General features: G+C 43.0%; 12 protein-coding genes. 6 read left to right on the plus strand and 6 right to left on the minus strand.

Going from position 1 to position 14259, the window contains the following annotated elements; all coding sequences use genetic code 11:
* Positions 1-10: 10 nt before the first annotated feature.
* Positions 11-703: a hypothetical protein gene (locus E0E36_RS05160; RefSeq protein WP_130854991.1), complete on the minus strand. Its 693-nt coding sequence runs from the start codon at positions 701-703 to the stop codon at positions 11-13.
* A gap of 198 nt (positions 704-901) precedes the next feature.
* Here E0E36_RS05160 and E0E36_RS05165 point away from each other — a divergent pair, with 198 nt between their 5' ends.
* The 3 genes from E0E36_RS05165 to E0E36_RS27670 are packed head-to-tail and all read left to right on the plus strand — an operon-like array spanning position 902 to position 3931.
* The gene (locus E0E36_RS05165; RefSeq protein ID WP_130854992.1) at positions 902-2947 is read left to right on the plus strand and encodes a tetratricopeptide repeat-containing sensor histidine kinase; all 2046 of its coding nucleotides are present in this window, start codon (positions 902-904) and stop codon (positions 2945-2947) included.
* Between the two features lie 11 nt (positions 2948-2958).
* Complete coding sequence (locus E0E36_RS05170; protein WP_130854993.1) at positions 2959-3714, plus strand: LytR/AlgR family response regulator transcription factor; 756 nt, start codon at positions 2959-2961, stop codon at positions 3712-3714.
* Between the two features lie 43 nt (positions 3715-3757).
* Entirely contained in the window at positions 3758-3931 is a 174-nt protein-coding gene (locus E0E36_RS27670) for a hypothetical protein (protein WP_165446918.1), read from the plus strand.
* A 36-nt stretch (positions 3932-3967) separates the two neighbouring features.
* Here E0E36_RS27670 and E0E36_RS05175 read toward each other — a convergent pair whose 3' ends face one another.
* The 4 genes from E0E36_RS05175 to E0E36_RS05190 all read right to left on the minus strand — a co-directional run bounded on the left by E0E36_RS05175 (position 3968) and on the right by E0E36_RS05190 (position 5803).
* Positions 3968-4507, minus strand: a complete 540-nt coding sequence (locus E0E36_RS05175) for a GNAT family N-acetyltransferase (RefSeq protein ID WP_130854994.1) — start codon at positions 4505-4507, stop codon at positions 3968-3970.
* Between the two features lie 29 nt (positions 4508-4536).
* Complete coding sequence (locus tag E0E36_RS05180; protein WP_130854995.1) at positions 4537-4938, minus strand: nuclear transport factor 2 family protein; 402 nt, start codon at positions 4936-4938, stop codon at positions 4537-4539.
* 79 nt (positions 4939-5017) lie between these two features.
* Positions 5018-5251, minus strand: a complete 234-nt coding sequence (locus E0E36_RS05185) for a PLDc N-terminal domain-containing protein (RefSeq protein WP_130854996.1) — start codon at positions 5249-5251, stop codon at positions 5018-5020.
* 42 nt (positions 5252-5293) lie between these two features.
* Entirely contained in the window at positions 5294-5803 is a 510-nt protein-coding gene (locus tag E0E36_RS05190) for a hypothetical protein (protein WP_130854997.1), read from the minus strand.
* 716 nt (positions 5804-6519) lie between these two features.
* Between E0E36_RS05190 and E0E36_RS05195 the strand changes: the two genes are divergently transcribed.
* The 3 genes from E0E36_RS05195 to E0E36_RS05205 are packed head-to-tail and all read left to right on the plus strand — an operon-like array spanning position 6520 to position 13915.
* On the plus strand, positions 6520-11202 hold the full coding sequence (locus E0E36_RS05195; RefSeq protein WP_165446919.1) for a SusC/RagA family TonB-linked outer membrane protein: 4683 nt from the start codon (positions 6520-6522) through the stop codon (positions 11200-11202).
* 12 nt (positions 11203-11214) lie between these two features.
* Complete coding sequence (locus E0E36_RS05200; protein WP_130854999.1) at positions 11215-12582, plus strand: RagB/SusD family nutrient uptake outer membrane protein; 1368 nt, start codon at positions 11215-11217, stop codon at positions 12580-12582.
* A gap of 16 nt (positions 12583-12598) precedes the next feature.
* On the plus strand, positions 12599-13915 hold the full coding sequence (locus E0E36_RS05205) for a TlpA family protein disulfide reductase (protein ID WP_165446920.1): 1317 nt from the start codon (positions 12599-12601) through the stop codon (positions 13913-13915).
* A gap of 62 nt (positions 13916-13977) precedes the next feature.
* On the opposite strand, the gene E0E36_RS05210 is transcribed toward E0E36_RS05205, so the two are convergent.
* Positions 13978-14235: a hypothetical protein gene (locus tag E0E36_RS05210; protein ID WP_130855001.1), complete on the minus strand. Its 258-nt coding sequence runs from the start codon at positions 14233-14235 to the stop codon at positions 13978-13980.
* Between the last annotated feature and the right edge of the window lie 24 nt (positions 14236-14259).

A 14259-nucleotide genomic window follows, 5' to 3' on the forward strand; every position in this document is an offset into this window, starting at 1 on the left:
TGAATGTGATTTAAAATGGTGTGGAAGGTGTTAGTAGGGACTGTGCAATTTTCATGGTTAAATAGCCTGCAAGGAGGATGGCAATGGGTGAAATATACCACCCTATAGTATCGCTGGTTCCGCTTGCGCGAAGTGATTGCTGGAAAATATTGACCATAAACAGGTAGATATACAGCACCAAAATCAGCAAAAATCCAATGCGCTGAATAATGCCTCCCGGACTCATCAGGTCGTACATATCCAAGCCGTTACCGAATATTCTTACCAGCAACAATATGAAAAGAAGCAAAATGAGGCCGACACCACACAGCGCTCCGGTTAACAGTTCCTGTTTGAAAGCAGGTTTCCCATTGAAGGTTTTTATACCGAAGGACAGCAGACTGACCAGCAACACGAAGATACCGGCAAGCAGAGCAAATTTAAACAGTGCGCCGAAGGAGAGCATTTCCCGGAGGTATTTTCCGGCAAGGAGATAAGGGCCGATAAAATACAGGAGCATCGTGGTGCCGATCAGAAGCAGGGCATTCCCATAAGTTCCTGCCCCTTCCCCCTTAAATATCCGGCAGGTTCCATTAATAGGCTCTATAAAGACGGTTTTCAAAAGTGCCGGAAGCTGTTTTTTATAAAAGTCTTTCAGATTCTCCCTGTTCATAAGCCCTTTGAGATCATCGCTGCCAGGACCGGATTGATTACTGTTTTTCATAAGCTGTTTGATTGATTCCTTCCCAAAATTAGCAGATGTAAGAAATGGTGAAAGTCAGAATGATTATATGCCGGTTTTGGATGATTTACTGCCTGGGACTATTTATTTTATGAGGCATATGATTATTGCATATGACACAAATTTTGTCTAAGTTTGGTTATTTGTCAACTTTGTTATGCCCCCTTAATCCTTTAGGCAATGAAGCCGGTGCTTATTTTTTTTATGATGCTGTTGGTTGGTTTGCAGGGATTTTCTCAGCAATTGCAACGGGAAATAGATTCTCTCAACCTTTTACTAACGCAAAATCTGCAGCAAGATACCGTAAGGGTGATCCTGCTTACTGAGCTCGCCTTTAATTATCATTATACCGATCCGGATAAAGGGCTGCAACGGGCAAAAGAGGCAGAAGAACTGGCAGGGGAGCTTCATTTTCTGCGGGGAATGGCGATGGCCTATAGCCGGATGGGAATCAATTACTGGGCCAAAGGGCAGGATTCACTGGCAATGCTGGCAACCGGTAAAGCCCTAGATATCTACCGGGAATCGGGTAACCGCCTGAGCTATGCCAAGACGCTCAATAACCGGGCCCTGAATTATTTTGCCCTGGGTGAATACGCCGAGGCCCTGCGTGATCATGAAGATGCGCTGGAGGTCTTTCGATCGCTTGACTATCCAGCCGGTATCAGGCATTCTTATAACAATATTGGAACGGTCTTTATGACGATAAATGACTATCGGCGTGCTATGGATGCTTATGTCGCAGGATTAAAGGTGAATAGACCGGAAGATAAAGGCCTTGAAGCAAACCTGCTCAGTAATATTGGTCTGGTACTCAAAAACCAGCGACAGTACCGCAAAGCGCTTGACTATGAACAACGGGCTCTTCGGCTGTATGAGCAACAGGGCAACCAACGAGGCCTCGCGCTTTGTTATGCCAATATCGGCTCGCTCCATGACTTTCTGAAGCAGCCTCAGCAGGCCCTGGAATATTACAATCGTTCCTTAGATCTTAACAAAAAGGCGGGCGATGCTTACGGAATTGCCTCTGATAAAACCAATATCGGAATCACCTTACGGGATATGGGTGAGCCGGAAGCATCTCTCGCATATTTGCAAGAGGCCGTGGGTGCTTACAGGAACCTGGATGACAAAGGCAACCAGTCACTTGCCCTCATTGCTTTGGCAGCCGCCAAAGGTAGTCTCGCCCGTAACAGGGAGGAGAAAATAGAAGTACTGAAATTGCAGCAAGAGGCTTTAAAGCTTGCAGAAGAAAGTAAAGTTCCTTTAAGAGAAAGCGAGGCTTTGGGTGCGGTTAGCAAAACCTATGAAGCGCTTGGCAGGTACCGGGAGGCGCTGGAGATGTACAGACGCCATGTGACTGTCAATGATACCATATTCAATGAAGAAAAGACGAGAGAAATTACCCGTAAACAGGTCTCCTTTGAATTTGAGAAAGAACAGGCTGTGGCACATGCAGAGATAAGGCGGCAGAAGATGATCCGTAACGCGACCATGCTTGGCGGCAGTGGCGTGTTACTGGCATCCGTTGCTGCTTTTGTTTTTTACAAACGCCGTAAGGACCTTAAGATCCAGAAACAGGAAGCAGAATATAAAGCCCTCGTGGCCGAGACAGAGCTACAGGTACTCAGGAGCCAGTTGAATCCCCATTTCATCTTCAATTCGCTCAATTCTATTGGCGATTATATGGTTAACAAGGGAAGCCGCGAAAGCCAGGACTATCTGGCCGATTTTGCAAGGCTTATGCGCATGACCCTGGAATATTCTTACCAAAGCGAGATTCCCCTGCGGGAGGACCTGAGCTTTCTTACACTCTATCTTGAATTGGAAAAAAGACGGTTGGCCAATCAATTATTTGACTATCGCATAGAGGTGGCAGATAATGTAGATCAGGATAATGTGATGGTGCCCCCCTTACTATTGCAACCTTTTATTGAAAACAGCATTAAGCATGGATTCGCATTCACGGAGGTAGCGGGATTAGTACGTATCTCAATAAATAAAGATAACCAGCAATTGGTTTGTTCTATAGATGATAACGGAACCGGAATAAAAAATAAGGAAGATAGAGGCAACCGAAAGTCCCGCGGGTTATCAATTTCGGAGAAAAGAGTGGCTTTGTTCGCACGTCAGCATAAGGGGCAGGGACATATGAAGCTGATTGATAAACAGGAAGTGCAGGGCACGCGGATAGAAGTTAATTTGCCACTTGTGTTCAGATTTTAAATTTTTAATCCATGAGAATCGCCATTGTAGATGATGAACAGCATTGTGTCGACCGGCTGATGTCCTTACTTGAGCCTGAAATAAGTTCGGGTAGCAGCGTTCATGTGTTTAAGACTTTTACTGAGGCTGTAGTTGGAATTGATACCCTGCAGCCCGAAATTTTATTCCTGGATGTTCAGCTTCATGGTAAGACGGGTTTTGATGTGTTGCAGCATATTTCCTTTAAGGGATTCAGCCTGATTTTTACTACGGCCTATGAACAGTATGCCGTCCATGCTTTTAAGTTCAGCGCATTGGATTACCTGTTAAAGCCGCTCAGACGGGTTGATCTAAGTTCGGCCCTTGAACAAGCAAAAAAAAGGATGGAAGAAAAGCAGTTCACAGAGAAGCTTAAGGTGCTGTTTTCCCACCTTTCACCTGCCGGGAAATCAAAAAGAATCAGCATCGCCACCATGGAAGGCTATATTTTTCTTGAAATAAACCGGGTCATCCGCTGCCAGGCCGATGTGAACTATACGTATATTTATACTTTGGACGGCGATAAATACACGGCATCTAAAACATTGAAATACTTCGAGGATCTGTTAACGGAGTATAATTTTTTCCGTGTACATAATTCACACCTGATAAACCTGGAGCATGTCTGTAAATATAATAAAGGTAAAGGGGGCTATATAACGTTGTCAGATCATTCAAAAATTGAAGTGTCAACCAGAAGACGAGATGCGTTCTTACAGGCATGCCGTATATTACATGCAGATCTGTGAATATATAGGTGATATTTTCTAAAAAAGATAAAATATTATAAAGTTGGCCTGTCATCAGCCCTTATACAAAAAGATAAATGCAGTAGCCCGGCTACAGGCCGGACATAGTGGAGGTGAGCAAAAAATACTTTATAATTTTGGTGGCGTAGATAATAACATTATACCACGTACGGATACTGCTGTTCAATTTTCGCAAGATGCCCCTTATGCTTTTTAGTCATTAACTGGAGATAGCAATTTTTGCTTTCATTTTTCAAGTGTACTCTTTAAATTCTTCCGAGCCAATTCGATACCAATTGCACTTGATTCCATTTAGAAAGAACACCTCTTCGTACTTCAAGCCTATTTTGGTTAATATTTTATTCGATCCTGTATTGTTGCAATCTGCGATCGCAAAGATCTCTGGTAAATTGAGCTTGTCAAAACCGTATGAGAGCGTTGCTTTTGCAGCTTCTGTTGCATAACCCCGTCCCCAGAATTTTTTTATTAGCCTATAACCTAGATCATAGTAATCAATATGATTATTGATCGTCTCTTTAATCAGCTTTAAACCTGCCCATCCTATAAATTGATTCGAGCTTCGCTCCACTACTGCCCAACGGCCAATCTTATTTTCGATATACTGCTGCCGTATGAAATCAATGTTTTTCCTTGCTTCTTCTTTGTTCTTTACAGGATTGTTTCCTAAGTATTTATGTACCTCATGGTCGGAATCCAGTTCGAACATTCCATCAACATCTTCTGAAACGATTTCTCTTAGTATCAGCCTGTCTGTTTCTAAATAGGTTTTCATGCTAATAAGACAACATTGGTCCCTTAAAATTACCCATAAACCTCCCCAAAAAATGCGTCCACCTTATGCTGATCTTCTGGGAAGTTATACACCTCTACGATTTTGCCGTTTTCAATCTTCCACAAAAGGCAAGACATATTATCAAGGTTGTTAGCTCCTTCGAGATTGCTCCAGTTGCGATGGCAGTCGATTACATACTGATCAGTTACGCCCATTACAATAGGAGAGGCCTGGAATGCGGCTTTGCTTAGTTGTCCAAGGTATTCTACTACGGCTGGTATACCAACCTTAGTGCCTGCTAGCGGATGCTTGCCCGGAATATGCCATTTGATGTCTTCTGCTAGTACATTGCCGAGTTGATCGATTTCATTGCTAGCGTAAATGCGGAAGAACTCATGTATCAGTGCTACGTTCGGATGATTTGTATTCATATATTAGGTTTATGTGTTAGCTGTTTTTATTAATCGTTCTGTGTTCCGTTGTTTACCCTTGTAGAGAATAGATAGATTCCTACTTCCTTACTGCACCATTATTTTTATTGGTCTTGTTTGCTAAAAGGTACCCAACACATCCAAACAGCGGCACCGAAAGAATAATGATAAGCCAGACAATGCGCTGTGTGGTTGTAAGCTGCGGATTAGTTATGCACTGGTATAGAGCGTAAATGCCGATCGCCATCACTGGAGCTACAAACAAGAGCATTACCATTTCTGAAGAGCCGATGTTTAGGAAACAAAGTGTCATATCTCTTTAGTTTTTATATTTCCCACTTGTCCAGATTTTACATCATTTACTTCCTTTGTCATTGCCATCTCGTTCATATAAAGCCTTAAAAACTTCACTTGGTTTTTTGTCCAAAGCCAACGCAAGCAGATATATTTCAAAAGCATAAGGGCGTCTATCGTCACTCTTAACTAGCTTATTAAATCGAGTGCGTTCTATCCCAGTTTTATTCGCGATATCTCTTTGTTCTATCGTGAATTGCTCTATATAATTACCAAGTCTTGACAGCTTGCTACTATTCCCAATTTCTTTTTTATAGTCAGCTACCTTTAGGTCTCCGAAAATTACTTTGCAAGCGTCGTCAATGCTTCTGTCTATTTTTGTGATGATGTGAAAAAATTCATCGGCATACAATAGCGACGTTGCTTTAGTGCAAAGTGTATCCAGTCGTTCCAACGTAATCTGTTCATCGGCTAAAATCATTTCCTCAAAGCCGTCAACGCGTAATAAATATTGTCCTAAAGGAGTTAATTTCTTTTCTTTTTTATTGTTATTATCTTGTCTGTCAAACATTTGACTATTATTAAAAATAAAATCAGCAATTATAGTTGCTATTTTTATTTTGATGTTTTATCTTTGTATTGTGAGTGTTAGTAATAGCACCAACGATATTTTAACACATTAGCGATTTACGTTAATGTATACAGTCTCCAATATTTCGATTGGTACCCGAAGAGGAGGCGGTGAGATGAAAGCCTTTTTCCTTTCAAAAAGCTTATCTTTGCTTTTTGTGCAGGGAAGGGCCTCGCCGCTAATTGCTTTCGGGTACCAAACTTCGAAATGAGTAGTTAGTTTGTGAGGATTCCTCCCTGCTTTTTTACTTACCGGAGACTCGTTTAAACCTAACGAAAGATGAAAACGAGTTGTTCAAATAACCTAAAAAACCAACTAACTAAAACTCTCGCAAGTTCGGTTTGCGAAGTGGTTCCTGCACATGCAATGCCGCTTCAAAATCCTATTATCCTTATCATTACAGCTCCAACCTAATCTCGTAAATCCTATTCTTATTTTCGACTTGATGAGCTATTTATATAGCCCAAATGGGTGGATTATATTTGAAATTTTTTAACAAAAACACCTAAATCTAATTTAAAAAAATGACGGTTTACGTTCATAGGGGATACCTATGTCTCAAATATAGGCTTTATAGGCATACGTGCCAAATGATTTTGCTCACATTTGCACGTTTTATTAAAAATTCAACGGTTTTTAAATTATGTAGAAATTGTTTGATTAAAACAGAGCCTATTGAAAATTCCAAATCTGATCGGCGACTTGCAGAAAAAGAGCTGCAGATTACAAGAAAACTGGCGCAACTGGTAGGAAAAGGGGGGCGACCTGCATTCGACGAAAGGCGAGATGCAACGAAAGGTGTGCCAAATGCATTCAATAAGGGGCGAAATGCGGGTACGGAGGGGCGAAATACAATCTGGCAGGGTCAAAATGCATTTAACGGTGAGCGAAATGCAAAGAAGTTTAGGCGAAATGCATTTGCTAAATGGCGAGATGCAACGAATGCTATGCCAAAAGCAGTCAATAGAGGGCGAAATGCAGGTACGGAGGGGCAAAATACAATTTGGCGGGGACGAAATACAATATTCAGGGACGAACGACGTTTTTGGGCGGGCGCGCAAAAGCCTTCTTTAGTGATGAATGATGAATTATTAGTGATGAATATTCCTTGTACCTTTTCCCGCAAAAGGTACCCAAAGCTCCTGGCTGCAAACCTTCTTTCAAAGTTTGTGCCGTTACTTAGCTTCTACTACCAGAAGCTTTGGAGGCCAGTTATTCGCTGTCGAGCAGATATTCCTTCGAGACCTTTCCATAGCATCTACAGGGAAGGCGTCAATTTAAGGTTGGGACGAACTGCAGAAAAACTGTTGCAGAATGCAAGAAAACTGCCTCAACTGGTAGGGAAATGGGTGCGATCTGCATTCGACGAAAGGCGAGATGCAGCGAATGCTATGCCAAAAGCAGTCAATAGAGGGCGAAATGCAGGTACGGAGGGGCAAAATACAATTTGGCGGGGACAAAATGCATCTTTATGCTTTTCGCTTTCAACCACTTTATTCTGTGCTTTTCAGTATTTGTTGGGACGAACTGCAATATTCAGGGACGAACAACCTATTTGTAGTACTGTTTTGGGACGAACGACCGTTAATAGGGACGAATTTTCTTTTTGTACCTTTTTCCGCAAAAGGTACGCAAAACTCCTGGCTGCAAATCTTCTTTCAAAGGTAGTGCCGTTACTTAGCTTCTACTACCCGAAGCTTTGGAGGCCAGTTATTAGCTGTCGAGCAGATGTTCCTTCGAGACCTTGCCATGAAGGGTTCGGCAAATCGAGGTGGTATGTGACGTGCGTTAGGCGAGATGCAGGTAAATTATGGCGAAATGCAAGGAAATTAAGGCGAAATGCATTTGCTAAATGGCGAGATGCAACGAAAGGTATGCCAAATGCAGTCAATAGGGGGCGAAATGCAGGTACGGAGGGGCGAAATACAATTTGGCAGGGGCGAAATGCATTTAATGGTGAGCGAAATGCAAATAAAATATGGCGAAATGCAAAGAGATTTAGGCGAAATGCATCGGCTTTAACGCAAGGTGCTATACCTTCGAGAGATAGCTTTTTTGGCTTGTTGTGTAAGTGGGCCTCGCATACCCTTAAACCCTATACCATATACCTTACAGCCTTAAACGTCTTGTTCTGTGTTTGTTTGGCACACGCCCGGCAGTCCTCCTCCCCGGAGGCTGCCCACGGCGTGGCTTTGCAGAGTGATTATTTTGTAACGGGAAGAGTCATGGCGGGAGGTACAGATGAGCCACTTACGGGGGCAACCGTGCGAATTAAAGGGAGCACTATTTCTGTACGCGCTGATGCGAAAGGTTTATTTAGAATAAGTGCTAAAGAGGGGATAGGTGTACTTGTCATTAGCTTTCTCGGTTATAGAACACAAGAAGTGGATTTTCAAAGAGGCCAAGCGGAAGGCTTGACGATTCGTTTGGAACCCAATGATAATCAGTTGGATGAGGTAGAGGTGAGCACGGGTTATCAAACCTTACCCAAAGAACGTGCTACGGGCAGTTTTGTACAGGTTGATAACGAATTGTTCAATCGGAGTGTTAGCACCGACGTTATCAGCCGACTGAAGGGCGTGACACCATCGCTGGCCTTTGATGAGCGAGGGGGAGGGGAGCCAAAGTTGAGTGTACGAGGCAGGAGCACCATCTTCGCAAATGATCAACCGTTGATTGTACTGGATAATTTTCCTTACGAAGGCGATATCAATAGTATCAATCCCAATGATATTGCAAGCATCAGTATTCTACGTGATGCGGCTGCCGCTTCTATTTGGGGTGTTCGAGCCGCTAACGGCGTTATTGTGATTACAACAAAAAATGGCTCGGGCGAGACACCTTTGTCCATCGGAGTCAATACGAACCTGACCGTGGGCAACAGACCTAACCTATATTATCAACCTAGAATGAGTTCAGGCGATTTTATTGAGGTGGAACGTATGCTATTTGAAAATGGATATTTTGATAACGACATCAACAATGTAACGAGCTATCCACCTTTAAGTCCTGTAATTGAACTGTTGAATGCCGCACGAAATGGAACGGTTGCCGTGGCTGAGTCGGAAGCCTTAATACAGCAGCTCAAACAGTATGACGTAAGAGATGATTTAAAGAATTATTTCTACCGCAAATCAGTAAAACAGCAATACGCGCTTAATTTTAACGGAGGCGGTAAAAGTTACAGTTATTATTATAGCGCCGGTTTTGATCATAACAAGGATAACCTGGTGGGGAACGGTCTTCGGAGGATAAGCCTGAGTACACGCCAAAATGTGCGGCCTATACAGAATCTTCAACTTTCTTTTGGACTCGATTATATCTTGAGCGATAATCCGGCTAACACTGCATTAAATACGATCCGTTTGGGATCTCGTAATATTTATCCATATGCCCGCTTAAGTGGAAACAATGGAGAAGCACTACCCATTAGCAATAAATATCGGACAGATTTTATACGTGAAAGTAGTTCGATCGGATTGCTGGATTGGGGTTACCGCCCCTTGGATGAAAGAAACCTTACAAAGCGAACAGCCGACGCAAACAATGTAAGGGTTCAAACGGGCATACGGTACAGAATATGGGAGGGTTTAAATGCCGAAGTACGTTATCAATACCAACAGCAAAGGGGTGACACTGAAAATCTTTATCATCCGGATGCTTTTTACACGCGCGATCTGATCAATCGATATACAACTTTTGAGAATGGGACACTTATAAGAAATATACCTGAAGGTAGTATCTTGAATAGGTCACAGAATAAATTAAACGCCCATAATGGAAGGATACAACTGAATTACACGCAAACATGGGAAGATCATGCTGTAGCGGCCATCGCAGGATTTGAAGTAAGGGAAATAAAAACTGCGGGCAGTACCTTCGGCTTTTATGGTTATGATGAGGCGAACGGCTCCTCACGTCCGGTCAATTACAATACTTATTATCGACTTTATCCTTCAGGTTATGCACTCATTCCCGATCCGAGAAATGTATCGGGAACGATTGATCGGTTCCGATCTTATTATTCCAATGTGTCATACAGTTACAAAAACCGTTATACTTTATCAGCCAGTGGGCGGATCGACCAGTCCAATCTGTTTGGTGTAGCGGCCAACTTGAAAGCGGTGCCGCTATGGAGCTTGGGCGGGAAGTGGGTGTTGAGCGATGAGCCCTTTTATAAGTGGGCGGCACTGCCTTCACTCACGCTGAAAGCAACCTATGGATATAATGGCAATCTGGACAATTCCGTGACGGCCTTTACGACGGCCCGATTGGCGAATGCAAGCTTTACGGGAAAACCTGCCGCTTTTATCATTTCACCGCCCAATCCAAATTTGAAATGGGAACGCGTTTCCATGTTGAACCTGGGAGTGGAATTTGCAAGTAAAAATGAGCGTATTTCGGGTAGTTTCGAGTATTTCAAAAAGCGGGCGTCGGATCTGATAGGCGAGGGGCCACTGGGTGCTACCACAGGGTTAACAAGCTTTCGCGGAAATGTGGCAGATATGATAGGCAAGGGTTTTGACCTTACACTCAGCACCGCCAACATTCGCAAAAAGTTAAGCTGGCGAAGTACTTTACTGTTCAGCTATGCCATCGACGAAATTACGGCTTACAAACGTACAGCGAGTAGTTTGAGTGCTTATTTCCCTGATCAGAGTATCAATCGCGAGAGCTTATTTTATACACCGGTAGAGGGCAAGCCACTGTTCAGTATCTACAGCTACAGATGGGCAGGCCTCGATGATGGCAATGGAAATCCCTTAGGTTATCTGAACGGAGTGCCGAGCGATAATTACACAGCAATCAGTTCCATGAACAATACTCCTTTAGATAGCCTGATCTACCACGGAAGGGCAATAGCGCCATTTTTCGGCTCATTGCGAAATGATTTCACATATAAGCAGTGGAGTTTGTCAATCAACATTTCCTACAGTTTCGGGCATTATTTCAGGAAGCCGACAATCAGCTACGGTGATCTGTACAGAAACTACAGTTCGCTCCATGCCGACTATAATAAGCGATGGCAAAAGCCAGGTGATGAATTGTTTACTACGGTGCCATCTATGGTGTTTCTGGATATAAATGGTCGTGACGCTTTCTACGTGAACAGTGAAGTCAACGTAAAGCGGGCGGATCTGATCCGTTTACAGGATGTACGTTTGGCCTACGATTTTGCTATCAAACAACGAAAAGGATTTATTAAAGCTTTACAGGTGTACGCTTTTGCTAATAACATAGGCCTGTTGTGGACGGCAAATGGAGAAGGGATCGATCCGGATTTTCCTACAATGCCAATACCCTTTGCCCTGAGTTTTGGCGCACAGCTCACACTTTAAAAATTGAATGCAATGATGAATAGATATATTTTTTCTCTACTCCTCCTGATGTCTGTCCTAATGCAGGGATGCAAAAAAGATTGGTTGGAAGAAAAAAGAGATCTCTCCGTAGTTGTCCCCACTTCGATCGGAGATATGAGAAGACTGATGAACGAAACCAACACCTTTCGAAATGACTATCGGATGTTGGCTGTTTTTGCAGGTGATGAATATTATGTTACTGATAATACGTGGAATACCATGACCTGGCCGATTTCGCGGCTTAGCTATATCTGGGAAAGTGATATTTACGGCGGTGAAACGAATGTTGCACTCTGGAATGGTCCGTATACACAAATATTCTATACAAACATCGTATTGGAAGGCCTTGACAAAATTACTGCCAAACCTAATGAACTGGAAGAATACAATGATATAAAAGGTAGTGCACTGTTTTTTAGGTCGCGCGCTTTTTATGCGTTGGTAACTCAGTTTGCTTTGCCTTATATAAATGGTGAAAATAGTAATGCATTGGGAATTCCGCTCAAGTTGAAATCTGATATAAACGAACCTGTTCATAGAAGCAATCTGGCTGAATCTTATGGGCAGATCACCAATGATCTGAAAGCAGCGGTGCAACTATTGCGCATCGCGCCGGAGATAAAAACAGACGCCTCGAAACCAGCGGCTATGGGGTTGCTGGCCAGAGTTTATCTGGCCATGGCAGATTATGAGGCAGCTTATCATTACGCTGATTCTTGTCTAGCGCTTTACAATAGTCTTCTGGATTTTAACGAGCTGGACCTTTCTCCCCGATATCCTTTTGCTCTCTATAATGCAGAAGTGATTTTTGAGTCTGCTTTACAGCCTTATTCTTCTTTTGTAGGGGCGCCAAATGGCCGAGTGGATAGTAATCTTCTCGTCAAGTACGACATTGGTGATTTACGTCGCGAGGCTTTCTTTGTGAAGAACAGCGATGGATCTTATAGTTTCAGAGGCGTTTACAACGGAGCTACGGGTTTATTCGGAGGTATCAGTGTAAACGAAGTCCTGTTGATAAGAGCGGAAACGGCGGCGCGTTTGGGCAGAACAGAGGTGGCGCTTGCTGATCTGAACAGCTTGCTTGAAAAGAGGTACCGAACCGGCTTCTACCGTCCCATACAACAAAACGATACAGATTCGCTGATCGATCTGATTCTGATGGAAAGACGAAAGGAACTTCTTTTTAGGGGCTTACGGTGGGAGGATTTGAAACGATTGAACAAGGAACCGGGTAGAGAAACCACGTTGAAGCGGACTGTAAACGGCCAGCCGTATGTGCTGGAACCGGAAGGCAAAAGATATGTGTTCAAAATCCCCGAATATGTCTTAATCGAAACCGGTATTGAACAAAATGACTGATTTAAATTTTATGACCATGTACCTATACAGATGGAGATATAGTATCGTATTACTAGGGTTTATTTGGCAAGCGGCAACTTCGCGGCTACTGTTCGCTCAACAAAAATCCATCGGCGACAGCGCGCCTGAACACATCTTGAATAATGTAGTTAATTATGATAGCGGCTCATTGCAATTATCCGATTTTCGCGGAAAGATTGTATTGTTGGACTTTTGGTCAATTGGCTGTCCTAGTTGTATTGCTGCTTTTCCAAAGCTGGATTCGCTGCAACGCAAATTTGATAGACAATTACAGATCGTTTTGGTAACGTCTAACAAGCTGGATGCAGTAAAGGCCTATATGAAGGCAAGCAAATATCAATTACCGGATTTACCCTTAATCTACGCTGATACTGTCTTGAAGCAGGCCTTCCCCTATAAGATGGTGCCTATGCAGGTATGGATTGACGAGAAGGGCAGGGTACGTGCTATTACTAATCCTTGGTATGCTACGGAGACAATTGTAAAGCGGATGTTGGCAGGAGATTGGCCGAACATGGAAGTACGTCGTGACAATCTGCAGTACGATAGAAGTAAGCTGTTAGGTGAACAGAACCTATTGGATTTGGTGAATTACACTTCTTCATTTGCTAGATTTATACCTGAAATTCCGGGCCATATGATTCTGGAAAAGGATACGGCAAAAAAAGTGAGCCTGAAAGCTTTTTACAATAAATCCGTCTTGAACCTTCTCCAGATCGCTTATAGTCAAAATACATTTCCTAATCCCAGTCCGTATCGAAACATCAAACGAATACGGTTTGAGGGGGTAGATACAGCGGACTGGTTTAGCCAGAGAGCCGATGAACATTACGAAGAATGGCGGAGCCGTAACCTTTTTTCTTATGAGCTGAAGATTCCATTGGAAAGGGATAGTTTATGGTTCGACTTTATGCAAGCAGATCTAAATCGATTTCTTGCCTTGGAGTATGGTGTTACCGCTAAATTGGAAAGAGAAGAGGTTACGGGAATGATGCTGGTAAAATTAAGGGAAGGTGTAGAAAAGGATAAGTTTGACTATGCCGTTCGACGGCGACGGGAAGTGAAGGGTCAACCATTTAGAACTTACCTTAATCCTGAAGAGCTGACATTCTTTTTAGAACGGAACTATGCAGGTGACGATATCTTTTTCCTAAATGATACGGGCATCAAAAGTTATTTTCCTATTGTGTTGAAACAAGATATTCCGGATTTGAACCATGTGAATGAAGCGTTGGCGCCTTACGGTCTTTATTTAAAAAGAGGAAAATTTGAATTGGAGCGGTTGGTTATAGCTAAGGTAGTAAATCACTAAAAAAGAGAGACCCTTCTAAAGGGCTCTCTTTTCCGCATTGCTGAACAAGATGCTGTCTAGGGCTATTGTAATGGAATGCCATTGGCTTCCTGACCTGTTGCTTCCAAAGGATTGTTCTCTGAATCGACAAAGTATTCCTTGGAACACAAGGGGCCCGATTGTTCACAATTTGGATTACTCATGGCTTCACCTGTAGGTTGGCCATTTGAATCTACGTGAAACCACCTTGTTTCTTGTTGAAAGGCTTTTGCGGCAGCCGTTCCGCCGATGGTGAGTAAGAAGGCAGCTACTGCCACTTTACTCAGAGAAGTTTTTCTCATAATTTTGTTTGTTAATAGGGCCTT

Origin of the sequence: Olivibacter jilunii (assembly GCF_900607235.1) — a bacterium.
GTDB classification, from domain to species: Bacteria; Bacteroidota; Bacteroidia; order Sphingobacteriales; family Sphingobacteriaceae; genus Olivibacter; species Olivibacter oleidegradans.